This window comes from Streptomyces lydicus, from assembly GCF_001729485.1.
GTDB classification, from domain to species: domain Bacteria; phylum Actinomycetota; class Actinomycetes; order Streptomycetales; family Streptomycetaceae; genus Streptomyces; species Streptomyces lydicus_D.
Genome location: NZ_CP017157.1, coordinates 1162149 through 1185660 on the forward strand (window position 1 = coordinate 1162149; position 23512 = coordinate 1185660).

21 protein-coding genes are annotated in these 23512 nt (G+C 72.1%); 8 read left to right on the forward strand and 13 right to left on the reverse strand.

Annotated features, from left to right (window positions below):
- Positions 1–220: 220 nt before the first annotated feature.
- The 7 genes from SL103_RS05020 to SL103_RS05050 form a co-directional block, all read right to left on the reverse strand.
- Positions 221–919, reverse strand: coding sequence for a type 1 glutamine amidotransferase domain-containing protein (locus tag SL103_RS05020; RefSeq protein ID WP_069567558.1), 699 nt, complete (start codon positions 917–919; stop codon positions 221–223).
- An 85-nt stretch (positions 920–1004) separates the two neighbouring features.
- Complete coding sequence (locus SL103_RS05025; RefSeq protein ID WP_069567559.1) at positions 1005–2078, reverse strand: cupin domain-containing protein; 1074 nt, start codon at positions 2076–2078, stop codon at positions 1005–1007.
- The gene (locus tag SL103_RS05030; protein ID WP_069567560.1) at positions 2075–3553 is read right to left on the reverse strand and encodes a pyridoxal phosphate-dependent decarboxylase family protein; all 1479 of its coding nucleotides are present in this window, start codon (positions 3551–3553) and stop codon (positions 2075–2077) included. Before SL103_RS05030 ends, SL103_RS05025 begins: the two co-directional genes overlap by 4 nt.
- Before the next feature lie 39 nt (positions 3554–3592).
- Positions 3593–3916 (reverse strand): hypothetical protein, encoded by a 324-nt coding sequence (locus SL103_RS05035; RefSeq protein ID WP_069567561.1) that lies wholly within the window; start codon positions 3914–3916, stop codon positions 3593–3595.
- A gap of 44 nt (positions 3917–3960) precedes the next feature.
- Positions 3961–4470 carry a hypothetical protein gene (locus tag SL103_RS05040; protein WP_164492754.1) on the reverse strand — a complete coding sequence of 170 codons (510 nt, stop codon included), beginning with the start codon at positions 4468–4470 and terminating at the stop codon, positions 3961–3963.
- A 50-nt stretch (positions 4471–4520) separates the two neighbouring features.
- Positions 4521–4820, reverse strand: coding sequence for a hypothetical protein (locus SL103_RS05045; RefSeq protein ID WP_069567563.1), 300 nt, complete (start codon positions 4818–4820; stop codon positions 4521–4523).
- A 67-nt stretch (positions 4821–4887) separates the two neighbouring features.
- Positions 4888–5850, reverse strand: coding sequence for a DMT family transporter (locus SL103_RS05050; RefSeq protein WP_244303842.1), 963 nt, complete (start codon positions 5848–5850; stop codon positions 4888–4890).
- 65 nt (positions 5851–5915) lie between these two features.
- Between SL103_RS05050 and SL103_RS05055 the strand changes: the two genes are divergently transcribed.
- Entirely contained in the window at positions 5916–6872 is a 957-nt protein-coding gene (locus SL103_RS05055; protein ID WP_079145574.1) for a LysR family transcriptional regulator, read from the forward strand.
- Between the two features lie 81 nt (positions 6873–6953).
- On the opposite strand, the gene SL103_RS05060 is transcribed toward SL103_RS05055, so the two are convergent.
- From SL103_RS05060 to SL103_RS05070, 3 genes are all read right to left on the reverse strand, one after another.
- Positions 6954–8339: a DUF1996 domain-containing protein gene (locus tag SL103_RS05060; RefSeq protein ID WP_069567566.1), complete on the reverse strand. Its 1386-nt coding sequence runs from the start codon at positions 8337–8339 to the stop codon at positions 6954–6956.
- A gap of 117 nt (positions 8340–8456) precedes the next feature.
- A complete protein-coding gene (locus tag SL103_RS05065) occupies positions 8457–9104 on the reverse strand; it encodes a DUF4142 domain-containing protein (protein ID WP_069567567.1) in 648 nt (215 codons plus the stop codon).
- Between the two features lie 177 nt (positions 9105–9281).
- On the reverse strand, positions 9282–11180 hold the full coding sequence (locus tag SL103_RS05070) for an AMP-dependent synthetase/ligase (RefSeq protein ID WP_069567568.1): 1899 nt from the start codon (positions 11178–11180) through the stop codon (positions 9282–9284).
- A 162-nt stretch (positions 11181–11342) separates the two neighbouring features.
- Between SL103_RS05070 and SL103_RS05075 the strand changes: the two genes are divergently transcribed.
- The 3 genes from SL103_RS05075 (at position 11343) to SL103_RS05085 (ending at position 13674) form a co-directional block, all read left to right on the forward strand.
- The gene (locus SL103_RS05075) at positions 11343–11648 is read left to right on the forward strand and encodes a DUF6412 domain-containing protein (RefSeq protein ID WP_033268444.1); all 306 of its coding nucleotides are present in this window, start codon (positions 11343–11345) and stop codon (positions 11646–11648) included.
- Positions 11649–11736: 88 nt separating this feature from the next.
- Positions 11737–12678, forward strand: coding sequence for a YidC/Oxa1 family membrane protein insertase (locus tag SL103_RS05080; RefSeq protein WP_069567569.1), 942 nt, complete (start codon positions 11737–11739; stop codon positions 12676–12678).
- A 138-nt stretch (positions 12679–12816) separates the two neighbouring features.
- Positions 12817–13674: a fumarylacetoacetate hydrolase family protein gene (locus SL103_RS05085; protein WP_069567570.1), complete on the forward strand. Its 858-nt coding sequence runs from the start codon at positions 12817–12819 to the stop codon at positions 13672–13674.
- A 374-nt stretch (positions 13675–14048) separates the two neighbouring features.
- Here the strand turns inward: SL103_RS05085 and SL103_RS05090 are convergent, their stop codons facing one another.
- The gene (locus SL103_RS05090) at positions 14049–15173 is read right to left on the reverse strand and encodes a Gfo/Idh/MocA family oxidoreductase (RefSeq protein WP_069567571.1); all 1125 of its coding nucleotides are present in this window, start codon (positions 15171–15173) and stop codon (positions 14049–14051) included.
- 56 nt (positions 15174–15229) lie between these two features.
- On the opposite strand from SL103_RS05090, the gene SL103_RS05095 reads away from it, so the two are divergent.
- From SL103_RS05095 to SL103_RS05110, 4 genes are all read left to right on the forward strand, one after another.
- Entirely contained in the window at positions 15230–16378 is a 1149-nt protein-coding gene (locus SL103_RS05095) for an ROK family transcriptional regulator (protein ID WP_069567572.1), read from the forward strand.
- 287 nt (positions 16379–16665) lie between these two features.
- Positions 16666–17445 (forward strand): HAD-IIA family hydrolase, encoded by a 780-nt coding sequence (locus tag SL103_RS05100; protein WP_069567573.1) that lies wholly within the window; start codon positions 16666–16668, stop codon positions 17443–17445.
- A 103-nt stretch (positions 17446–17548) separates the two neighbouring features.
- Complete coding sequence (locus tag SL103_RS05105) at positions 17549–17947, forward strand: hypothetical protein (RefSeq protein WP_069567574.1); 399 nt, start codon at positions 17549–17551, stop codon at positions 17945–17947.
- A gap of 453 nt (positions 17948–18400) precedes the next feature.
- Entirely contained in the window at positions 18401–19414 is a 1014-nt protein-coding gene (locus SL103_RS05110; protein WP_069567575.1) for a glycoside hydrolase family 6 protein, read from the forward strand.
- A gap of 167 nt (positions 19415–19581) precedes the next feature.
- On the opposite strand, the gene SL103_RS05115 is transcribed toward SL103_RS05110, so the two are convergent.
- Entirely contained in the window at positions 19582–21537 is a 1956-nt protein-coding gene (locus tag SL103_RS05115) for a kelch motif-containing protein (RefSeq protein WP_069567576.1), read from the reverse strand.
- Positions 21534–23468 (reverse strand): glycosyltransferase family 2 protein, encoded by a 1935-nt coding sequence (locus tag SL103_RS05120; RefSeq protein ID WP_069567577.1) that lies wholly within the window; start codon positions 23466–23468, stop codon positions 21534–21536. The genes SL103_RS05115 and SL103_RS05120 overlap by 4 nt, the downstream gene beginning before the upstream one ends.
- Positions 23469–23512: the final 44 nt, after the last annotated feature.

Genomic DNA, 23512 nt, shown 5'->3' on the forward strand with positions numbered 1-23512 from the left:
AAAAGGGCGGAAAAAGGGCGGGGAGGGGTAGGGAGGGGTGGGGAACGAGGGAGGGGAGGAAAGCACCGGCCGATGCGGCACAACCGAGGAGATGCGCAGATTCCTCAACTCGGGGTGTCCGGGAGGGATCGGCCGAGGGGGGAGTTCCGGTTCAGTGGGCCGGCCGCGTGCCGGGGACGCGCGGCCGGCCTGCCATCAGGGTCGTCGGTCTCCGTTCAGCTCACAGGATGTCGCACAGCACCCGGGCGAGCGGCCGCGCGGACGCCGGGTTCTGGCCGGTCAGCAGGGCACGGTCACGGACGAGGTGCTCGCCCCAGGGCGGACCCGCGACGAAGCGGGCGCCGCGCTTGACCAGGCGGCCCTCGGCCGTCCAGGGAATGAGGTCCAGCAGGCCGAGTTCGGCCTCCTCCTCGTCGGAGAAGGACGTCATCTCGTAACCGCTGAACAGCCATTCACCGGCCACATCCATGGAGGACAGGAGCGCCGCCGGGCCGTGGCAGACCGCCGCGATGGGTTTTCCGGCGCGATGGAACTCGCTCAGCACCCGTCCGCAGTCGGGGTCGGCCCACAGGTCCGCCAACGGGCCGTACCCGCCGGGGATGAACACCGCGTCGAACCGTTCCACGTCGACGGCCGCCAGCGGCACCGGAGTGGTGAAGCGCGGACGCAGTGCCTCGACGGCGTCGATCAGTTCGGCGCAGCGCTCGGCGCTGTACCCGGTGCCCTCCGGGGTGAGCCCCGCGGGGTCGGCGCCGGCCGGTGCGCCTTCGGGGGTGGCGAGGACGGTGGAGATGCCGGCGGCCGCGAACACGGCCTCCGGATCCACGACCTCTTCCGGCCAGAATCCCGCGGTACGACAGCTTCCGTCGGTGAGTGGCAGCTCGGTGGCGGCTGACAGGATCATCAGGACCGACGTCATGGCTGCTCTCCTTCCTGTGTGGGTGGGTTCGGGCGGTCGCCTGCGGTGCCCGCCGCGCGCGGCACGCGCCGCAGGCGACCCCCGCTTACTGGCCGGCCGGCTCCTCGGCGTAGAGGCCGAGTCGCTCCAGCAGAGGGAACTCGTTGTACGAGAACAGCACGGCCTCTTCGGTGCCGGGGTTGGCGTGGCTGTGCCACGACCAGGACGGCACGCAGAAGGTGTCCCCGGCGCTCCAGGCGTGGTCCACGCCGTCGATCGTCACGGTGCCGCGCCCCTGCGCGGCCACGTAGACGACCGAGCCGGTGTGCCGGTGGCTGCGGGTGTGCTCGCCCGCCGCCAGCAGCTGCAGCTTCGCGCCGACGGTGGGGGTCACCGACCCGCCCGTGGCCGGGTTGGTGTACTCCATGATCACGCCGTCGAAGGCGGAGTGCTGCCCGGCCCGCGCGGCCGCCGCCAGCGCCTCGCGGCACTTCTCCCACGGGAAGGAGAACAGCGGGGAGTTCTCGGCGCGCCGGCGGGTGTCGGGCAGCAGCAGGCCGCCGTAGCGGGCGAGGGTGTCGTTGCGCGGGCCGCCGGTGAGGTGGGTGCCCTGCGGGTGCAACTCGAAGAAGTTCGCCCCGAGGGTGTTGACCAGCGGATCGTCGGTGCAGTCCTGCCAGATGACGAGCCCGTCGTCGGCGTCGTTGCCGTGTTCGTGCCACAGCCGGCTGGGCGTGATCACCACATCGCCCGGGCCGACGGGCATCCGGTCGCCGTCGACGGCCGTCCAGCCGCCCTCGCCCTCCAGCACGAACCGGATCGCGGAGGCGGCGTGCCGGTGGGCGGTCATCCTCTCGTGCGGTTTGAGGGTCTGCAGCCCCGAGTACAGGTGGCCGACGGCCGCCTCGTGATCGGGGTGGCCGGGGTTCAGATGGGTGATCACCCGCAGGGCGGCGTCCTCGCCCTTGACGAACTCCGCGGCCTCGACGGCGAACGGACGCAGTTCCGCGTAGCGCCACAGGGCGGGCACCGAACGGGGGGCCGGGGTCCAGGACTGGTTCTCGTTGGCGGCGCTCCACCGCCCGACGGCGTGGTGGTGGAGCAGCCGGCCGGCGAAGGTCTCCGGCTCCGCGGGCCCGGTCCGTCCGGGGCGGGCCACGCCGGTCAGGGCCGGGCTCATAACGTGCTCCGTTCGGTCAGGCGCGGGGCCGCACAGCGTTCGGCGGCGGCGGTGAGTTCGCCCCACAGGGCGTCGATGTCGGCTTCGGTGGTGTGGATGTTCCCGATGGAGATGCGTAGCGCATACCCCGTGGGCAGCACGGTGTGCGAGACGAAGGAGGTCCCGGCGTCGTTGACGGCCCGGTGGACGCGCCGGTTGAGCGCGTCGGTCTCCTCGTCGTCGAGGTCCCGGTCGTGCGGGCGGTGGCGCAGGCACACCAGCGGGAAGGGCGAGTCGTTCTCCACCGTCCAGTCCGGGTGGGCGCGGGCCCGCGCCCGCAGCCCGTCGGCGAGGGCGGCCGCGGCGCTCAGCCGGCTGGTGAGGCCCGCGACCCCGAACGTCTTGATCAGCCACCACAGTTTGAGCGCCCGGAACTGCCGGCCCAGCTGGAGCGAGTAGTTCATGAAGTCCACGCTGCCGTCCTCGTGGCGGGTGCGCAGGTACTCCGGTACGACGCGGAAGGTGTTGGTGAGGGCGTCGCGGTGCCGGCAGAACAGCGCGCCGGCCTCCATCGGGCTCAGCAGGACCTTGTGCGGGTTGGCCACCACCGAGTCGGCCCGGGACAGGTCGGGCAGCAGCGGGCGCACCTCGGGCGCCAGCCGCCAGAAGCCGCCGTACGCCGCGTCGACGTGCAGCCAGGTGTCGTGCGCGGCGCACACCTCGGCGATCTCCTCGACCGGGTCGATCGCCCCGATGGAGGTGGTGCCGACGTTCGCGACCACGGCCAGCGGCCGGTGCCCGCTGCGCACGTCCCGCTCCAGGGCCGCCCGCAGCGCCTCGGGGTCGAGCCGGCCGGTGGGACCGGCGGGGAGGCGTACGACGTTGTCGAGGCCGATGCCGAGGGTGATCGCGGCCTTGTCGACGGAGCTGTGGGTCTGGTCGGAGGCGTAGATCCGCAGCCGCGGCAGGTCCCGGCCGGCCAGCCCCTGCTGCCGGATGTCCAGGCCGGACAGCCGCTCCCGGGCGGCGGCCAGGGCGTAGAGCGTGCCCAGGGAGGCGCCGTCGACGAGTACCGAGTCCTGCGCCACGGGGTAGCCGACCATCTGCGCGAGCCAGTCGAGGACCGTCAGTTCCACGGCGGCGGCGGCCGGCGCGGCGTCCCACAGCATCACGTTGACGTTCATCGCCGCGGTGAACATCTCGGCCAGGATGGCCGGTCCGCTGGAGCTGTTGCTGAAGTACGCGTGGAACCGCGGATGGTTCCACAGGGTGAGGTTGGGACGGACGTCGTCCCAGGTCTGGCGGAGGATCTCGGGGAACGGCTGCGGTGCGGTGGGCAGCGGTTCGTCGATGACCGCGCGGATCTCCTGTGCGGAGCGCGTGGTGGTGACGGGCTGGGTGCGCAACGTCGTGAAGTGCTCGCGCAGTTGGGACAACAGGAGGTGGCCGTTCTTCTCCAGCTCTTCGGGGCTCCAGTCCCCGACGTTCTCACTCATGGGTGTCCTTACGTGGCACAGGGAGCGGACGGCGGCGGCTCAGTGGTCGTGCTCGACCTCGACCTCCAGCTCGGTGGCGTAGCGGATCTGCCGCGGGCGGGTGCAGTACGTGCGGTACAGCGGTTCCGCCAGGGCCTCCTCGGTCTTCAGCAGGTCCTCGTGGTCCTGCTTGCTGCGCCACGCGTACTGCCACGTCACCTGGCGCGGATCGGCCTCGTCCTGGAAGAAGCTGGCGTGCCCGTGCCAGCCGGCGTGGGCGTGGGCGTTGTCGCCCAGCGCGTCGTCCATCTGCTGCATGACCTTCGTCGCCTGCGTGGCGGCGTCGTCGTTCAGGTACCAGGTCTCGATCACCGTGATGGCCATGGCTGTCTCCTTGAGGTGTGTGGTGTGTGGTGTGCGGGGGTGCGTCAGGCGTTGGCGTTGAAGTAGTCCTGGAGCAGCGACTGGCCGCCGGGGACGAACTTCTCGCAGATGAGCTTGTGGCTCGCGCGGTTCTGGGACTGCGCCCGCCAGAGGCGGGTGGCGGCGCGCTCGACGTCCTCGGGCACGCTGCCCGCGCGGATGGCGCTCTTCAGGCCGGTGCGGATCGTGCGCATGAGGTGCAGCATCCGCTCGTGGTCGGTGTTGAACTTCCCGGAGAAGCCGGGGTTCAGCCAGGGCGGTTCCATGGACGGCCGGATGAGGCTCTCGTACGCCGTCGCCGGGAAATCCGACGCGTAGCGCATGCACGAGGTGGCGGCGCCGTAGAGCCGGCTGAGGGTGTCCAGCAGTGGCCGGGTGGCCTGCCAGTCACGTTCCTCGACGCATTTCTGTAATGACGTGAGGTACGTGTTCATCACGGTGAGATGCAGATGGAAGACGTGATGTCCGAGCTTCCACCGGCGCACTGCTGTCTGCTGTTCCTGCGATATGTGCATCACTGTCGCGCGCTCCCTTTTCCTACCGGGGGGTCGGAATTCCGGGCCGGTCAGCTGGCCATTTGCTGCAGCGTGTGCTGCAGGATGATGGCGATACCGTCAAGAATCTGGGCCTGTTCGCCGTCTTCCAGGCTGGTGTCCGGAAGATCGTCCCGGACTTTTTCCGCGATCGTCAGCACGGTGTGCACCCAGGCACCCTGGGACATATCGTCCTCGTGCTCGATGCGGAAATACGCGTCGTACTCGTCCGTCTCACTGATCGTTTTCGCCTCGCCCGGTGCCCGGCCGTTGCCGGGCAGCGTGATCGGGGCGATCAGGCGGTAATCGTCTACAAGAGTCTCTTCACCCATGACGTTTCCCCGTCGGTTGGCAGAACTTCCGTCAGAACGGTCTTGCGCTTACCGGGTACTACCTCATTCAGGAATGATTGCGGCCGGCCGGACGCGGGGTGCGGTGGGAGAACCACACCGCCGCGATCACGATCACGCAGCCGACGAGCTGGGAGGCGCTGGGCGTCTCCCTCAGGATCACCAGTCCGAAGCCGATGGCCATCACCGGCTGGAGCAGGAGCAGGGCGGCGGACGTGTTCGGCGCCAGCCGGGGCGTCCCGGTGCTGATCAGCAACCAGGCCGCCACCTGTCCCAGCAGGGCCAACGCGACCACCCAGCCCCAGGAGACCGGTGAGATCGACAGCGAGAGGCCCGTGGTGAACAGGCTGATCAGTCCGGCGGTCGCCGCGGCGGCGCCGGTGGAAATACAGATCGGTGTGACGACGTGCCGTGGGCTGCGCTCGCCGGAGGCCCGGTTGAGGTACAGGTACACGGCATAGGCGACTCCCGCGGCCACACCGAGCACCGCGCCGCGTACCGGATTACCGGATTCCGAGCCGCGTTCGAATGCGCCACTCGCCAGCGCGATTCCGGCCAACATCACCGGAATGGTGAAGACGAACCGACGGGAAATCGCCGTTCCGCCGAACACCCGCGCCAGCAGCGGGAATGCGATGACCTGCACGTTGATGAGTACGGTGGCCACCGCCGCACCCACGTCCAGGATGCTCATCGTCCACATGACGTAATCCGCGCCGAGAAAAACGCCCGCTATCACCGCATATCCCTGCAGCGGTCGCGCCAGCCACCCTTTGCGCCATACTTCGTGCGCGAGCAGCGGCACCAGGGCGACCAGGGCTACGGCGCAGCGCAGGAATGCCGCGGCGCCCGCACTGATGTCGGCCAGCTTGACGAACATCGCCGAGGCCGACAAACAGGCGGCCCCGCCGATGACCAACGCCGCGGCTCCCGTTGTGCCCTGCGGGCTGTCCGGGAGGGTGTCATCGGAGGTCGTCACAGAAGACGTTGAGGTCGCATCCACAACGTTCACGATGACAGCGTGAGCCCCGTAACACTATTCAAAAATCATTAGGTAAAAGCATTAGTCTGCCTTACATGATCACCTGGGAGAGGTTACGTGTCTTTGCCGCCGTGGCCCGTCTCGGTTCCGTGGGTGCGGCGGCCGAGGCCCTGCACATCACCGGCCCGGCGGTGTCCCAGCATCTCCGCAAACTCGAGAAGGAGGCGCAGTGCCAGCTCATCGAGCGGGACGGCCGCGGCATCAGACTCACCAGCGCCGGGCAGGTGCTGGCCGCGTCCGCCCAGTCCATGGTGGGCACGCTCGCGGACGCCGAGCGTGACCTCGCCAACCTGCACGGCCTCGTCGCCGGGCCGCTGCGCATCGGCGGCGTCGCCAGCGCCCTCCGGGCGCTCGTCCCGCAGGTGCTGCACCGGCTGATCGAACGTCACCCGCGCCTCGAACCGTCGTTGCGGGACGGCGAGGCCGTCGACATGATCCCGATGCTGCAGGAGCGCCAGCTGGACGCGGTCGTCACGGAGAGCTGGACGCACCGCCCGGCCCACATGCCCTCCGGGGTCCGCACCACCCGGCTGCTGCACGAGGACGCCCAACTGGCGGTGCCCGCCGGGCATCCGCTCGCCGACCGGGAGTTCGTGGCGCTGAACGAACTCCACGGCGAGCTGTGGACCAGCTGCCCGGAGGGGAGCGACGCGCACGAGGCGCTGCTGCAGCTGCTGCGCGCCCACGAGGTGGAGGCGGACGTGCGCTACTGCGTCTCCGACTACGCCACCCAGCTCCAGCTGGTGGCGGCCGGCCTCGCGGTGACGCTGGTGCCGCGCATGGTGCGTGCCTCCGCCTCCCAGGAGGTGCGGTTCATCCCCTGCCGGCCGACCGTGACGCGCAGCGTGATCGTGGCGACCGCGGCCGACGCCGAGACGCCGCGCGTACGGGCCTTCATGGCGGAGATGATCCGCGTCGCCTACCGGGCGGAGCCCAGCTGCCCGCCGCCCGGCCGGCCCGGCGCGGCGGCGGGCCCGGCCCCGGCGGACTGACCGCGGGCAGCACGCAGCGACGCCGGCGCACGGGCGCCGGCGTCGCTGTGGTCGCGGTCCTCGGGGAGGGTCAGACCGCCGTCAGGTGCACTGCTGCCCCCGGTTGATGCAGTCGACCGCCTTGCTCATCAGGTCGTCCGGCATCACATTGATGAAGTCGCCGTGGTCGGTGACCGGTTTGTGGAGCTGCTCGGGGAAGCTGTCGACCGCGAAGCTGTTGCCCTGGGGCACGTCGTAGGTGATCCGCTCGACCAGTTGCGGGATGGCCCGGAAGTTGTTGGGGCAGTTGCCGTTCTGGTCGGAGAAGGTCACGTGGTCCCGGTGGTTGCCGCTGTCGATGGACCGGCCGTCCCAGCAGTTCTGGAACGCGAAGGTGCGCACGACCTGCGAACCGCTCGGGCACAGCGGGTACTTGTCCTTCAGCTGGCGGTCCTCGAAGCCGGTGCAGCTCCACGAGGCGTTGGCGTTCTTCGTGCCGTTGGTGAACGCCTTGGCGTCGCCGGTGATGATGCGCAGGAACCGCGGCATCGCCGTCACCTGGCCGGACTGGCTGCCGCGGTAGGTGAGGGTCACGGTGGCCGGGGTCAGCACCGAGCCGACGTTGGCGTCCTGCGCGGCGCCGGGCTTCTGCTCCGCGTTGCCGTCCAGTTTGCGCAGCACCGGCCAGTAGTAGGTGGACTGGTCACCGTTGTTGCAGGTGGTGTCGGAGGCGGCCAGCGAGTCGTCGGTGGAGTTCCCGTCGGTGGACTTGTTGCCGACGTAGTCGTGGGTGTGGTGGGCGCCGTTGCTGACGCCCGGGGTCACGATGACGTTGTCGGAGTTGAAGTGGCCCTCCTCGTTGCGCCCGCACTCGGTGGTGAACGTACCGGTGGTGGCGTTGCCGCCCTTGGGCGCGGCGAACGGCGGGGCGTCGGCGTTCGGCTGGACGGTGCTGATGTCGACGAAGTCGTCGGGGGAGGGGCCGCCGGGCTGGCCCTGCTGCCCGCCGTTCTGCCCCTGCTGCGGGTTCTGCCCCTGGTACCAGCCCTGCGCGGTGGACTTCGTGGAGTCGAAGCCGCCGGCGCCCGCACCCTCGTCGACGGGCTTGGTGGTACAGCCGCTCATCTTCAGCAGGTAGCCCGGCCGCTTCGCGTCCTTGGCGATGGCGGTGACCATCGAGGTGATGGTGTGCGACCGCTGCCGCTTCAGCGTGACCAGCACGGTGTTGCCGCTGCCGCCCATCATCTTGTGGTAGGCGTCGTGCACCTGGCGGTCCAGCGTGGCCAGACCCTTGGAGACCTGGAGCTGGGCGCTGTGCGGCACCTGCCGCAGCCGCTCACCGACATCGGGGCACGAGATGGTGGTGGCCATGACGGTGTGCCGGTGGCCGGCGCTCGCCGTGGGCGTGTTGCTGCCGGCCAGCGCCGTGGTGGCGACCACGGCCAGCCCGCCGCCGCCCAGCAGGAGCGCGGCCGCCCCCACCAGCATTCTGTTGGTCAAGCGCGAGCGTTTGTGGCCCTGTTGGCGCTGCCGTTGCCTCATGAGATCACTTCGCTTCGTCCGATGGGGGTGTGAGGGGTGAGGGGGTGCCGTCGCGCACCGGGCTCAGCTGCTGTGCAGCGTGTCGAAGTCGACCTGGCCGGTGTTCTCCAGCACCGTGATGTGGTCCAGCACGGTGGAGTTGGCCTTGTTCGCCAGGGCGCGCACCATCGTGTTGCGGGTCTGGTCGCGGACCATCGCGATCAGCCCGAAGACCTTGCCGTGCGAACGGCGGAGCAGCTCGGCGAACAGGCGCGGGTACTCGGCGTCCGAGGCGGAGTTCAACTGACCCAGCCAGCCCTGCTGTTCGGCGGACGGCTGGTTGGGCAGCGGGATGCCCAGGGCCCGGCCGGCCTCCACCGACCGCCGGTCCAGCTCGGTGTGGCCGGCCACGAGGTGGTCGCCCGCGGTGCGCACCGCCGCGGTCTTGCCGCGTTCCTGGGCCTGCCGGCCCGCGGGCATCTCCCACAGCCCGGCCAGCCGGACCTTGCGCACGAAGTCCCGGTCCATCGGGGTCAGCGGCCCGTAGCGGGTGTTCACCGTGCCGCCGCCGTCGTCGTCGTACGACACCGTGTTCGTCGCCGCGGACGCGGTCTCGCCGAAGAGCTGCACCGGCAGCAGCAGTGCCGCGAGGGTGGCCACGAGCGCGGCGACCACCAGTCCGGTGGCGATGGTCCGCCCGGATGTTGCGGAGTTGCTGAGGATGGCGCGCACACGGCCTCCCGGTTCGTCCTTACTGGAATGCCACCGGACGCTAAGCGCCGGAGCGGGCCTTCGGACGTGGGTTCTCACCCCTGGACAAATAACGGCCGGGCCCGTCGCGACACTGCTACGGTGCCGCGTACGGGCCCGGCTCGGGGGCGGGGCCGACCGGTGCGCGCTGTCCTGCGCTCAGCGCGCGTACAGCCCGGTCGCCGCCCACCTGCGGCGATCCCGCCGGGTCGCGGGCTCCTCGCGCTTCCCCTGCGCGTACAGCGCGTCGATCTCCGCCGCGTACGCCCGGACGATCGCGGCCCGGCGCAGCTTCCGCGACGGCGTCATCAGCCCGGCGTCCTGGCTGAACTCGCCCGGCAGCACCTTGAACGCGCGGATCGACTCGGAACGGGACACCGACGCGTTCGCCCGCGCCACCGCCCGCCGCACCTCCGCCTGCAACTGCTCCTCCGGGGAGGGCCCCTCGCCGGCCCCGCCCGGCTCGCCGCGCAGCTGCCGCCACTGCTCCAGCGCCTCCGGGTCCAGCGTGATCAGCGCGGCCACGTACGGCCGGTTGTCGCCCACGACCACGCTCTGCGAGATCAGCGGATGGGCGCACAGCCGCTGTTCCAGGCCCTGCGGGGCGACGCTCTTGCCGTTGCTGGTGATGATGACGTCCTTCTTGCGGCCGGTGATGACGAGGTAGCCCTGCTCGTCCAGATGGCCGAGGTCCCCGGTCGGCAGCCAGCCGTCGTAGAGGCCGCTGCCCCCCTCGTCCGCCCCGTCGTCGAGGTAGCCGGCGAACACCACCGCGCCGCGCACCCACACCTCGCCGTCCAGCGCCAGATGGATCGCGCTGCCCGGCAGCGGGAGGCCCACCGTCCCGAACCGCACCCGGCCGGGCGGCTGCGCGGTGATCGCGCCGCTGGTCTCCGTCAGGCCGTAGCCGTCGTAGACGGTGATGCCGAGGCCCGCGAAGAGCAGGCCCAGCTCGCGGAAGAGCGGCGAGCCGCCGGAGACCGCGGTGCGCACCCGGCCGCCCAGCAGCTCACGGATGCGGGAGTACACCAGCCGGTCGTACAGGGCGTGCCGGGCCCGCAGGAAGGGGTCGGGGCCGCGCCCGCCCTGTTCCTCCTCGGCCAGCGCCTCCGCGTACCGCACCGCGACCGTCATCGCCGCGTCGAACGTCCGCAGCCGGCCGGCCTGTTCGGCGGCCAGCCGGGCGCGGGCACAGATCTTCTCGAAGACGTACGGCACCGCGAACAGGAACGTCGGCCGGAACGAGGCGAGCGCCGGCAGCAGCTGGTCCGACGACGGATCGGGCTGGTGCGCCAGCTTCACCCCGCCGCGCAGGCACGCCACCTGCACCATCAGCCCGTAGATGTGCGCGAACGGCAGGAACGCCAGCAGCGACGGGCGCTCGCCGGGCGCGGCCAGCAGCCCGCCCCAGCCGGCGTAGAGGGTGTCGCACTGGGCGGCGAGGTTGGCGTGCGTGATCACGCAGCCGCGCGGTCGCCCGGTGGTGCCCGAGGTGTAGACGATCGCGGCGACGGCGTCCGGGGCGACCGCGTGCCGCAGCCGGTGCACGTCCGCGTCGGCCAGCCGGGTGCCCTCCTCCATGAGCCGCCGGATGCAGTCCAGGTCCAGCTGCCACAGCCGGCGCAGCCGCGACTGCGCGTCGCAGGCTTCCGCCACGGTCATGGCGTGCGCCTCGTTCTCCACGACGATCGCGGTGACCTGCGCCCCGTTGAGGATGCAGCGCAGCTGCTCGGCCGACGCGGTCGGGTAGACCGGCACGAGCTGCCCGCCGATCGCCCACAGGGCATAGCTGAACAACGTCCACTCGTAGCGCGTACGGGACATCAGCGCGACCCGGGTGCCGGGCCGCACCCCGTCGGCCAGCAGTCCCCTGGCCAGCGCCATGACCTCGTCGCAGAACTCCTTCGCGGACACCTCCTGCCAGTCGCCGGCGGCTCTGTCGTCGCGCCGGGCGAGCTGGGCGAAGTCCGGCTGGTGGGCGGCGGTGTCGAAGACGGAGTCGGCCAGGCCGCCGCTCCGCAGTGGAGCCGCCAGGGCCGGAACGCTGATGTCGCGCACAGCACCTCCTAGGTGTTGCCTTTGTCCCCCCGTGGTCCACCGCCGTCCCGACGGCAGGGAGGGCAAGTTACCGGCCGGTCCGTGGTCTGCCCAGAGGTGCGGCTACTCTTGAGCGGAAGACGACAAGTTGTGGGGACGAGCCGTACGCGAGGGGGGCACCGGATGTACCGCATCGCCCAGGCATGGCGCCTGTACACCTCCGCGCTCCTCTTCCTCCTCGCCGGCCTCCTGCTCACCCAGACCGGGCTGGCCACCGCGCTGACCGCCGCCGCGACCACGGCCGCGGTGCTGCTGCTGTGCAGCGCCTTCCTGATCGCCGCCTGCGCGCGGCCCGTGCCACCGGGCCGGATCCGTACGGCGATCCGCGACCGCGAGCGGCGCACGGCGTTCCTGCCGCAGCGCGATCCCGACGCGGCCGGACGTCCGCGGCCCCGAGCACCGGGCCGTGCCCTCCTGACGGCCGCGTAGACGCCTTTCTCCTTGCTCGTCCGCGTCCGCGCGGCTCGTCACGCCGAATCCGTATCCCGGCACGACGAGACCCGTGGAGGGCTCCCCCATGTCCGTTTTCGGCTTCCTCGGCGAGGCGCTGACGCGCGTCGCCACCGCCGTCGAACCGCTCTTCGGCCCCGCGGCGATGGCCGTCGCCATCGTCGCCTGCACCCTCGCGGTACGCGCCGCGCTGCACCCGCTCGCCCGCGCCGCGGCCCGCGGGGAGAAGGCCCGTACCGCGCTCGCCCCGCAACTCGCCGCCCTGCAGCGCACACACAAGGGCAACCCGGAGCGGCTGCGGAAGGCGACGGCCGACCTGTACGCCACCACGGGTGCGTCGCCGCTGGCGGGCTGCCTGCCGACGCTGCTGCAGATGCCCGTGTTCTTCGTGATGTACCACCTCTTCTCCACCGGCGGCGGCGGTCTGCTGGAGCACACGCTGCTGGGCGCGCCGCTCGGCGGCCACTGGAGCCAGGCGCTCGCCGACGGCGGGGTGTTCGGCCCGCAGGGCCGGGTCTACCTGGGGCTTTTCCTGCTGATCGGCGCGGTCGCGACCTGGAACTTCCGCCGCGCACGGGCCGCGGTGGCCAAGGCCCCGGCGCCGGCCGCGGGCGCGGCGCTGCCGGGGACGGGCTCGCTGTCCAAGGTGCTGCCGCTGCTGTCCTTCGGCACGCTGGTCACGGTGGCCGTGGTGCCGCTGGCGGCCGGGCTCTACATGGTCACGACGACGACCTGGACGGCGTGCGAGCGGGCGCTGCTGCACCGCGACCGCAAGGAACCGGCCGCCGAGGAGCGGCCGTCCGCCGGGGCCGCCCCGGCGGACGCCCCGGCGCCGCACGCCCCCGCCGTGCGGCGGCAGCGACCCGCCCCGAAGAGCCGCGCGGCCCGGCAGCGGGCGGCCCGGACCCGGGCCGGCGCGCAGGCGAACGCCCGGGCGGCGACGACCGGTGCGCCGGACGGTGCGGACCCGGCGGCACCCGCCGGAAACGGCGTCACTACCACCCGGTAACGGTCCAGTCCGTGAACGGGGTCTTGTGGACTGGACGAGGTTCTTGGAGGATCGGCCAAATCGCTCGATGGCCGTCCCCCATCGGCCGGTCCGGAAGACCCCTTCCGGACCGACCCTTCGACCACGGGAGTTGAATCGATGAAGCTGCTGCGCGTCGGAACGGTGGGGGCGGAACGCCCGGCGCTGCTCGACGAGTCGGGTGTCCTGCGGGACCTGTCGGGCCTGGTGCCGGACATCGATGGAGCGCTGCTCGCGGACGACGGGCAGCTGGCCCGGATTCGCGCCGCCGCGGCCTCCGGCGAGCTGCCCGCCCTCGACGCCGCCGGGCTGCGCACCGGACCGCCGGTGGCCCGTATCGGCAAGGTCGTGTGCATCGGGCTGAACTACCACGACCACGCCCGGGAGACGGGAGCGGCGCCCCCCGAGGAGCCGATCATCTTCATGAAGGCCCCGGACACCGTCGTCGGCCCCGACGACACGGTGCTGGTGCCGCGCGGCAGCGTGAAGACGGACTGGGAGGTGGAGCTCGCCGTCGTCATCGGCCGCACCGCCCGCTACCTGGAGAGCGACGAGCAGGCGCTGGCGGCGGTGGCCGGCTACGCGGTGGCGCACGACGTCTCCGAGCGCGCCTTCCAGATCGAGCGCGGCGGCCAGTGGGACAAGGGCAAGAACTGCGAGACCTTCAACCCGCTCGGCCCGTGGCTGGTGACCGCCGACGAGGTACCCGACCCGCAGGCCCTCGGTATCCGGCTGTGGGTCAACGGCGAGCTGCAGCAGAACGGCACGACCGCCGAGCAGATCTTCCCGGTGGCCGAAGTCGTCCGCTACGTCAGCCAATTCATGACGCTGTACCCCGGCGACGTCATCAACACCGGCACCCCGGCCGGCGTCGCCATGGGCCGGCCCGAACCCAAGCCGTACCTGCGGGCCGGCGACGTCGTAGAGCTGGAGATCGACGGCCTGGGCCGCCAGCGGCAGTCGCTCAAGGGGGCTTAGCCCACGTTGTTGTCCGTCCCGCCGCGGTGGTTGTTCGCCGTTGCGCCTGCGGCGGGCCGGGTTGTTGTCGGGGGCGGTGCCGGCCCTCCGGACTTCGTCCTGCGGTCCGTCCCCTCCCGTGGGAGGGAATGGTGAAGGCCGGTGGGGGCGAGCGTCGTTACTGACGCTCGCCCCCACCGGCCTTTACTTCTTCCCCTACGGGAGGGGCCGCGCCGCAGGACGAAGTCCGGAGGAGCGGCACCGCACCCGACCACCCACGCCCGCCGCAGGCGCCACGGCGAGAAACCACCACGGCGGGACGGACAACAACGTGGGAAGCAACAACCACGGCGGGAAAGCCGACAACGTGGGAAGCGGCCCCGGCCAGGCCCCCCTCAGGCCGTCGCGTCGATCCCGACCGTGACCCCCTCGGCCGCCGACCGCTTCGCGGCCTCCAGTACGCGCAGCGTCGCCGCGGCCTCGGTGGCCGTGACCGGTGGCGCACCGCCCTCGCGCAGGGCGCGGGCGATCGCGGCGTAGTAGGCGGGGTAGTCACCCGGCAGGGTCGGCACCGGCTCGCCGCCGCCGTGCCGCGGAGAGGCGCCGGCGCCGAGGCGGCCCCAGGAGGCCCTGGGCTCCACCCCCCACTCCACGCCCGCGTCGCCCGGGCGCAGGCCCTCGCGCAGGGCGGCCTCCTGCGGGTCCAGGCCGTGCTTGGTATAGCCGGCCTCGCTGCCCAGCACCCGGAAGCGGGGGCCCAGCAGGGGCGTGACGGCACTCACCCAGAGATGCGAGCGGACGCCGTTCGCGTGGGTGAGGGCGAGGAAGGTGTCGTCGTCGGCCTCCGCGCCAGGGCGGCGGACGTCGGACTCGGCGTAGACGGACACGACCGGGCCGAAGAGGGTCAGCGCCTGGTCGACGAGGTGGCTGCCGAGGTCGTACAGCAGGCCGCCGATCTCCTGCGGGTCGCCGGACTCGCGCCAGCCGCCCTTGGGCTGCGGCCGCCAGCGCTCGAAGCGGGACTCGAAGCGCCGGACGTCACCGAGCGCGCCGTCCTCGATGAGCGTGCGCACCGTGCGGAAGTCGTTGTCCCAGCGGCGGTTCTGGAAGACCGAGAGCAGCAGTCCGCGGTCGTCGGCGAGCGCGGCGAGCTTCTCGGCCTCGGCGGCGGTCCCGGACAGCGGCTTGTCGACGACCACCGGCAGGCCGGCCTCCAGCGCGGCGGTGGCGAGCGGCACATGGGTCTTGTTGGGCGTCGCCACCACGATCAGGTCCAGCTCCGCGGCGCGTGCGAGCACCGCCTCGGGGGTGCTGACCGTGCGCACCTGCGGATGCTCGGCGCGGGCCTGCGCCTGCCGTTCCGGGTTGCCGGTGGAGACTGTGTCGAGCACCAGGCCGTCGGTGGCGGCGATCAGCGGGGCGTGGAAGACCGAGCCCGCCAAGCCGTAGCCGAGCAGGCCGACGCGGAGCGGGCCGCCGGGGGTGGGGGAGGCGCTCTTCTTCTCGCTCGTCTCACTCATGACCCCACTTAAGCAACGCTGTTGCCAAAGTGCAAGCCGCAACGGACAATGGGCGGGTGAGCAGCAACGACCTCCCCGCCCTCGGCGCCGGCAGCCCGGGCGCCAACCTCCCCGCGCTGCGCGGCCACAACGCCGCGCTGGTGCTCGGACTGCTGCGCGCAGCCGGCGGCGAGGGCGTCAGCCGGCTGGAGCTCGCCGCGCACACGGGACTCACCCCTCAGGCCGTCAGCAAGATCACCGCCCGGCTGCGGTCCGAGGGACTGGCCGCCGAGGCGGGCCGCCGCGCCTCGACCGGCGGCAAACCCGCCACCGTGCTGCGCCTGGTCCCCGCCGCCCGGCATGCCGTGGGGCTGCACCTGGACCGTGACGAGCTGACCGCCGTCCTCGCCGACCTCACGGGCCGCGCGGTCGACGTGCGACGCGCCCCACTCGCCTTCGAGGCCGGCGCGGAGCAGGTGCTCACCGCCGTCGAACGCGAGGTCGCGGCGCTGCTCACGGCGGCCGGCGGACCGCGCGTCCTGGGGGTCGGCGTGGCCTGCCCGGGCCCGCTGGACCACACCACCGGTGTGCTGCACCGCGTCACCGGCGCCCCGCGGTGGGACGGCTTCCCGCTGCGGGACGCCGTCGCCGCGCGGCTCGGCCTGCCCGCCGTCCTCGACAAGGACACCAACGCCGCCGCGCTCGGCCTGGACCGCGCCCGCCCCGACGGCACGGGCTCCTTCGGCTATCTGCATCTCGGCACCGGCCTGGGCGCCGGACTCGTCCTGGACGGCAGCCTCTACCGGGGTCCGCACACCGGCGCCGGCGAATTCGGCCACCAGATCGTCCAGTTGGACGGCCCGCGCTGCGACTGCGGCCGGCAGGGCTGCATAGAGGCGCTGTGCCTGGCGTCGGTGGCCGGCGGCGACCTGCCGGGCGCGGCCCGGGCGCTGGGCGTGGGAGCCGCCAACCTCGTCGAACTGCTGGACATCGACCAGGTGCTGCTCGGCGGACGCACCGTCCTGGAGCACCCCGAACCGTTCCTCGGCGGGGTGGCCAGGGAACTGGCCGCGCAGGCCCGTACACGCGGCGGCGGGTCCGGCGCGCGGCCCGCGGTGTCGGTGGCGCTCGCCCCCGGCGGCGCGCAGGTGGTCGCCGACGGAGCCGCCGAGCTGGTGCTCGCCCCCCTCTTCGGCGCCCGCCGCCCCACCCTGCGGCCGCGCTAGGAGCGCCGAGCCCGCCCCGCCCGGCACGGCATCGACGAAAACCTTCCCGCGTACGTCGACGCCGGGAAATCCACCACCGGCCGCCGACGGCGGGAGGTCCGCGCCCGCCGGCCCGGGCCCGCCCCTCGCCCCCACCGGTGCCGGGAAGTCCGGGGTGATCGTCCGGGTCGGGGAGGCGGCGGCTGACTTAGGGTGGGGGCGTCGGCCGTACGTACGACGGGCGGGGCAGGCGTCGCCTGTGGGTGCGGCCGGTGCCCCTGGTCAACACGCACGGCAGGAGTCCGGCAGTGGCAGAGCGCAAGCCGATCGAGTCATGGCTCACCGACATGGACGGCGTCCTGATGCACGAGGGGGTCCCGGTCCCCGGGGCGGATGCCTTCATCAAGCGCCTGCGGGACTCGGGCAAGCCGTTCCTCGTCCTGACCAACAACTCCATCTACACCCCGCGCGACCTGCACGCCCGGCTCAACCGGATCGGGCTGGACGTGCCCTGGGAGTCGATCTGGACGTCCGCGCTGGCCACCGCGCAGTTCCTCGACGAGCAACGCCCCGGCGGCACCGCGCACGTCATCGGCGAGGCAGGACTGACCACCGCCCTGCACGACATCGGCTACGTCCTCACCGACCACGACCCCGACTACGTCGTCCTCGGAGAGACCCGCACCTACAGCTTCGAGGCGCTGACGAAGGCGATCCGGCTGATCGACGCCGGCGCCCGGTTCATCGCGACCAACCCCGACGAGACCGGCCCGTCGCCCCAGGGGCCGCTGCCCGCGACCGGCTCGGTGGCCGCGCTGATCACCAAGGCGACGGGCGTCGACCCGTACTTCGTCGGCAAGCCGAATCCGCTGATGATGCGGCACGGGCTGAACGCCATCGGCGCCCACTCCGAGACCTCCGCGATGATCGGCGACCGGATGGACACCGACGTGCTGGCCGGCCTGGAAGCGGGCATGGAGACGTTCCTGGTGCTCACCGGACTGACCCGGCCCGAGGAGATCGAACGGCACCCCTTCCGGCCCTCCCGGGTGGTGGACTCGATCGCGGACCTCATCGACCTGGTCTGAGCGCCGGTGGGGCCCGGGCCCCACCCGAATGGCGCAGGCCCGGACCGCACCGGGATGCGGCCGGGCGGGCACGGGCGGACCTTCGGAGGGATCGGAGGTTCACATGCGCTCACCGCTTCTTACGCTCTGCGCCGCAGCCGCGGCCTGCGCGGTGACGGCGGCGCCCGCGTACCCCGTGGCGGCGTCCGGCGCCGCGACCGCAGCCGTCCGTGTCACCCCGGGCCCGGCTCCCGCCGGCTGCCCGGCCGGCCCCCACGTCACCCGCTGCGGCTCCGGAGCGGCCCCCGCCCGGCCGGCGGCCCTCGCCGGCGTCCTGCCGCTCACCCGGCCCGAGCCGCCCGGCACGCCGGCCGAGACGTCCGCGCGCGGCGAGCTGAGCAGCACCTCGGCCGTCGGGCTGGTGCTGGCCGGCGGCGCCGTCCTGGTCATCGCCGGGCAGCTGCTCCGGCTCCGGCTGCGGCTGCGCCGCGAACGGCAGGGCGACGCAGCCGATGAACGATGAGGAGTCGGGGCAGCCCCGCCCCGGGCAGCTGCTCACCGGTGTGACCTGGGCGGTTCTGCTGCTCGGCCTGTGGCTGTGGGGAAGCGACGTGACGGCCGGCGGAGCGGCGGCGCAGCTCGCCACGACGGGCGATGCCGCCGCCGTCGGGCGCCCGTCGGGCCGGCAGACACCCCCGCGGGCACCGGCCCCGACGCCGACACCCTCCGCGTGCGGCCACGCCGGACCACTCCCGGCGCCGGCGGCAGCCCCCGGCCACCTGACGGGATGTCGGCCACCGGCCGGCGGTCGCCGCTGAGGCGTCCCGCGAGCCCCGCGAACGCCCCCCGTCAAGTCCTGTAGCGGCCCTGTGGACAGCTTGTCCACAGGGCCGCTCGGCCACGGAAGGGGTGTGCCACGATGGATGCGGCCGGCGATCAGGAGCCGGTCAACTCCCGTAATCCGAGGGGGGAGTGGATGTACGGCAACACCCGCTGGGCCGCCGTGGGGGCACTGGTCGTGCTGCTCGCCGGCTGCTCCGCGAACGGCGATGACAGCGGCAAGGGCGGCAGCGACCGGGCCCCGGGCCGACCGGGCCAGCGCCCCAAGTCCGTCGCGCCGTACTGGGTCAACCCGGACAGCAGAGCCGCCCGTCAGGTCCTCGCCTACGACAAGGAGGGCCGGGCCGCGGACGCCCGGACCGTCGACCGGATCGCGCGACAGCCGGTCGCCGAATGGATCGGTGTCGACGACCCGCAGGGCGAGGCCCGCGGCTTCACCGAAGCGGCCGCCAAGGCCGACCGCGAGGCGCTGCTCGTCCTCTACGACATCCCGCACCGCGACTGCGGCAGCTATTCGAAGGGCGGCGCCGCCGACGGCAACGCCTACCGCGCCTGGCTGGGCGGCGTCCTCAAGGGCATCGGCGACCGCGCCGCCACCGTCGTCCTGGAGCCCGACGCGCTGCCGCACCTGGTGGACCGCTGCACGCCCCGGCAGTTCCAGGAGGAGCGCTACGCCCTGCTGACCGAGGCGGTAGGCAAGCTCAAGGCGCTGCCGCACACCAAGGTGTATCTGGACGCCGGCAACCCGCACTGGATCAAGGACCCGCGCGCGATGGCCGAGCCGCTGCGGCGCGCCGGCATCGACCGGGCCGACGGCTTCGCGCTGAACATCTCCAACTACCAGACCACCGAGGAGAACGCGGCGTACGGCAGGAAGCTGTCCGGCCTGGTCGGCGGCAAGCCGTTCGTCGTCGACACCAGCCGCAACGGCAACGGCCCGGCCCCCGGCGGCGACGACCCGGAGAACTGGTGCAACCCGCCCGGCCGAGCCCTGGGCACCCCACCGACGACCAGGACCCACGACCCCCTGATAGCGGCCTACCTCTGGATCAAACGCCCCGGCGAGTCCGACGGCACCTGCAAGGGCGGCCCCAAGGCGGGCGCATGGTGGCCCTCCTACGCCCTGAAGCTGGCCAGCGGGGCGAAGTAGCGACGCAGCGGGGGTGGGGCGGGGCGGGGTGGGGTGGGGGGGAGGGGCCCCGGGGGGGGAGAAAGATTCCTCGGCGGTCCGGAGGGAGCGGCCCCTCCAGCCCCCCGGCCCGCCACCCCACCCCCACCCCCACCCACCCCACCCCAAACCTGCCCCCTACCCGCCCCCTATCTGCCCCCCGCCACCGGAACCTTCACCCACACCGCCTCCGAGGGCGTCCCCTGGCCGTCCACGGCGTTGAGCATGTACCACCCGGGCGGCACCAGCGACGGGTCCTTCGGCAGTGTGACGGTCACCCCGTCGCCGCCCTTGGTCACGGTGAAGTCCAGGGCCACCGAACGCTGTTCGACATTGGTGACATGGGTGAAGGAGCCGGGCCGGATCAACCGCATCTTCTTGATCGCCGAGGCGTGGGCGGCGCGGTACGTGGCGGTGCCGCCGAGCGGGACGGTCCTGCTGCCCCGGTCCGTCAGCTCGGGCCGGGACTTCCGGAAGAGGTAGGGCGGCGTGTAGAGGTCGATCTGCTGCTGGAAGACGCCCGGCCGGGTGTTGTCCTTGTCGGCGTAGAGCGAGTCGGAGCCGAAGGTCATCACCCGGCCGTCCGGCAGCAGCAGCGCACCGGAGTGGTAGTTGCGCCCCACCAGCGGGTCCGCCACCTGCCGGGCGCGGTTGGCCGCCGGGTCGTACAGCTCCGCCTTGAGCACGTTGGAGTCGCTGCGGCCGCGGTAGTCGCCGGAGCCGTTCGTGGTCAGCACGGTGTCGTCCGGCAGGATCACGCTGCTCGGGTAGCGGGCCTTGGCGTACAGCGGCGGCCCGTCCTTGAAGCGCGGTGCGGGGGAGTGCAGGTCCACGATCCGGGTCCGGTCGGTGGACCGTGGGTCCTCGCCGACCCCGCCGCCGCCCAGCACCATGTAGCGCTGCCGCTGGGCCGGCGGCAGCAGGACCGACATCGACGTCTCCAGGATGTCCGGGTCGCTCATCCCGGGCACGGGCCGGAAGGCGTTCGACGTCAGGTCCCAGATGCCCGGGGTGCGGCCGACGTCGTCCGGGCCGTAGCCGGCGTTGGAGCCGGTGTAGAAGACCCGGCCCCGGTCGGTGAGGAACAGCGCGGGGTAGGTGGGGAAGAAGCGCCGGGCGGGCAGGTAGTGCCACTTCTTCGTCGTCGGGTCGTAGATCTCCTGCTTGCCGGGGACGACCTGTCCGATCTCGTCGAGCCCGGAGACCGCGAGGACCTTGCCGTCCTTGAGGGTGGTCAGCGTCGGGTACCAGCGGGCCTCGTTCATCGGGTCGACGGGCAGGTAGCGCTCGGCCACCGGGTCGAACTCGAAGCTGTCCTTGATCCCCTGGAAGTCCTTCTTGTCGAACGACAGCTTCTGCGCGATGCCGTAGAAGTTACGGGCATCCGCGCCGGTCAGGCCGTGGATGCGGTAGTTGTCCTGGGAGCCGGTGGAGTGGGCGGGGCCGTCCTGGAGGGCCTCGACGTAGACCCGCGCCTCGCTGTGGGTCACGGTCACCCGGCCGGTGGCCGGATCCTTGGTCTTCCTCGCCCGCGGCACCACCACCGGGTCCTTGGAGGCGAAGGTCCGGCCGTTGTGCCGGCCCGTGAAGCGGGTGCCGGCCGGGAAGGTGCGGGGCGCGTCCGGGTCCTCGTTGTAGACGATCATGAGGCCGCCGGCCTTCTTCACGTCGCCCTGCAGCTTCTCGTAGCGCTGGGTGCCGCCGGCCACCAGCAGTCTGCCGTCCGGGAGTTGGGTGTGCCCGGAGCAGAAGAGGTCCTTGGGTGTGGGGATGTTCTTGAAGGTGTTCCGTTCCGGGTCCCACAGCACCGTACGGAACGACTTCGCCTTGAAGTTCGCGGCGTTGTTGCCGGATCCGGCGACCAGCAGCACCTTCCCGGTGTGCAGCAGCGCCGCGTGAATGGTGTTGATGCGGTACGCCGAAGGGACGTCGACGACGTCCCAGTGGCCGTTCGCCGCCTTGTACTCGGGCTCATTGATCTTGTACTGGTGGTACTGCTCCGAGGCGAAGCCGTAGAGCGCGGGCCCGTTCATCCCGGCCAGCGCCAGCACCACACCCGTCGCTATCGCCACTCTGCGCACGCGACGGCTCGGACGGTACTTCATGTGTGACGTCCCCCAAGGGCGATCTGCAGGGTCTGTTCGGAGGTGGCCGGCGCTCCGGCGGCCGTCGTCGTGGCGTCCGGTCCACCGGCGGCGGCCTCAGCCGTGGAGGCGGCCCGGCCGTCGTCCGCGCCGGCCGCGGCCCGCCGTCTCGCGCTCCGTACGCCCGCCCGCCAGGCGACGATCGGTGCCGCCGTGATCAGCAGGGCCAGCGACGCCCAGATGATCATCGCCGGGTGGCTGTGTCCCAGGGCGAACGAGGCACCCAGCGAGCCGCCGAAGACGACGAGGAAGAAGAGGTGCACCCGGAAGGTGCCGAACAGGGTGTCCGGGCTGGAGGAGTCGCCCTTCGGCGTCACCACGAACCTGCTCTTGCGGCGCAGCACCGCGTCGAACAGCGACCGGGCGTAGATCGGCGCGGACATCGCCGACATCACCATGCCGGCGACGCCTCCGGACCCCTCGGGTTCGTGCGGCGAGACGTTGTGCCGGCGGTTCCACACGTACAGCCCGATCTGCAGCGCGGAGGCGTTGCCGTAGAGCATCATCCACACCGCAGGGTCGATCTGGACGCCGGAGGCGCCGAGTCCCAGGAACAGCGCGCAACTGAGCGCCGCCAGGATCCAGTTCAGCGCCGACATCGGGTAGAAGATCACCATCATGGCGTAGTTGAAGAACCGGCCCGGCGACAGCGTGAACGGCGCCTTCCAGAACTGCTTGAGGATCGTCTCGTACGTCCCGCGCGACCAGCGCAGCTGCTGGGTGAAGAAGTCCGTCCAGGCCGTGGGCCCCTCGCCGACCGCGAGGACGTCCGGGGTGTAGACCGACCGCCATTTCCGTCCGGTGGCCGGATTGCGGTGCCGGTGCATCTCGAATCCGGTCGCCATGTCCTCGGTGATCGAGTCGTACAGGCCGCCGATCTGTTTCAGTGCGCTGATGCGTACGGCGTTGGAGGTCCCGACGAACATGGGGGCGCCGTAGCGGTTTCCGGCCCGCTGGATCAGCGCGTGGAAGAGGAACTGCTGGGACTCGGCCGCCTTGGTGACGAAGGTGTCGTAGTTCCCGTACACCTGCGGGCCGATCACGAAACCGACGTCCGGATCGCGGAAGAAGCCCAGCATCCGCTCCAGGTAGTTGGGCAGCGGGACGTGGTCGGTGTCGACGGAGGCGAAGAAGTCGTAGTCGTCCCCGTGGGCGTCCAGCCAGGCGTTGTAGTTGCCGTGCTTGGTTTTGGCGCGATGCGGACCCTTGGCTTGATTCCACTCCGGTACGCCCTTGCGGCTGAAGTGGTGCACCCCCAGCCGCCGGCAGACCTCCTTGACCTGCGGGTCGTCGCCCTCGTCCAGCAGCCAGACGTGCAGCGGACCGCGGTGGCGCACCCGGACCGCCGCCTGGAGGGTTCGCGTCACCATGTCCAGCGGTTCCTTGCCGGGCACGAACGAGGTGAGGAAGGCGACGCGGGTGCCGCGCTCCGGTATCACCGGGACGGGGTCGCGGGCGACGAGGGTGGCGTGCGCGTTGGACAGCACGTTCATGCAGCGGAAGAACTCGATCAGCCCGATCGACACCAGCATCACGGTGTCCAGCGCCGGCAGGAACGGATATTCGGGATAGTCGCGTTGGGTCCAGTGGGCGGGCTGCAGCAGCCAGGCGAGCAGCCCCAGCGAGACCAGCGGCGCGGCGCCCAGCAGCAGCGTCGCGCGGAGGCGGTGCGGCTCGCCGGCCAGCAGGGAGCGGTAGCGGACCCGGTAGGGGCGGTCCGGGTCGGGATCGGTGAGCGGCCCGGCCAGCCGGCTGTAGTGCTCGTAGTCGTAGCGCGGCAGCGGCCCCCGCTGGGCGCGGCGCTGCCAGTGCTGGCGCGGCACGCGCAGGCGAGTCGTCGCGGACGGATCGAAGGAGCCCTGCGACCGGGCATCGTCAGGCGGCGATGTCATGAATCATCCCCCCGCACGCAGCGCAGGCCGCGCGCCAATTGGTG

Coding starts and splice junctions, on each gene's coding strand:
- SL103_RS05020 (WP_069567558.1), bottom strand. CDS start 919: ATGACGTCGGTCCTGATGATCCTGTCAGCCGCCACCGAGCTGCCACTC.
- SL103_RS05025 (WP_069567559.1), bottom strand. CDS start 2,078: ATGAGCCCGGCCCTGACCGGCGTGGCCCGCCCCGGACGGACCGGGCCC.
- SL103_RS05030 (WP_069567560.1), bottom strand. CDS start 3,553: ATGAGTGAGAACGTCGGGGACTGGAGCCCCGAAGAGCTGGAGAAGAAC.
- SL103_RS05035 (WP_069567561.1), bottom strand. CDS start 3,916: ATGGCCATCACGGTGATCGAGACCTGGTACCTGAACGACGACGCCGCC.
- SL103_RS05040 (WP_164492754.1), bottom strand. CDS start 4,470: ATGCACATATCGCAGGAACAGCAGACAGCAGTGCGCCGGTGGAAGCTC.
- SL103_RS05045 (WP_069567563.1), bottom strand. CDS start 4,820: ATGGGTGAAGAGACTCTTGTAGACGATTACCGCCTGATCGCCCCGATC.
- SL103_RS05055 (WP_079145574.1), top strand. CDS start 5,916: ATGATCACCTGGGAGAGGTTACGTGTCTTTGCCGCCGTGGCCCGTCTC.
- SL103_RS05060 (WP_069567566.1), bottom strand. CDS start 8,339: ATGCTGGTGGGGGCGGCCGCGCTCCTGCTGGGCGGCGGCGGGCTGGCC.
- SL103_RS05075 (WP_033268444.1), top strand. CDS start 11,343: ATGTACCGCATCGCCCAGGCATGGCGCCTGTACACCTCCGCGCTCCTC.
- SL103_RS05080 (WP_069567569.1), top strand. CDS start 11,737: ATGTCCGTTTTCGGCTTCCTCGGCGAGGCGCTGACGCGCGTCGCCACC.
- SL103_RS05085 (WP_069567570.1), top strand. CDS start 12,817: ATGAAGCTGCTGCGCGTCGGAACGGTGGGGGCGGAACGCCCGGCGCTG.
- SL103_RS05090 (WP_069567571.1), bottom strand. CDS start 15,173: ATGAGTGAGACGAGCGAGAAGAAGAGCGCCTCCCCCACCCCCGGCGGC.
- SL103_RS05105 (WP_069567574.1), top strand. CDS start 17,549: ATGCGCTCACCGCTTCTTACGCTCTGCGCCGCAGCCGCGGCCTGCGCG.
- SL103_RS05110 (WP_069567575.1), top strand. CDS start 18,401: ATGTACGGCAACACCCGCTGGGCCGCCGTGGGGGCACTGGTCGTGCTG.
- SL103_RS05115 (WP_069567576.1), bottom strand. CDS start 21,537: ATGAAGTACCGTCCGAGCCGTCGCGTGCGCAGAGTGGCGATAGCGACG.
- SL103_RS05120 (WP_069567577.1), bottom strand. CDS start 23,468: ATGACATCGCCGCCTGACGATGCCCGGTCGCAGGGCTCCTTCGATCCG.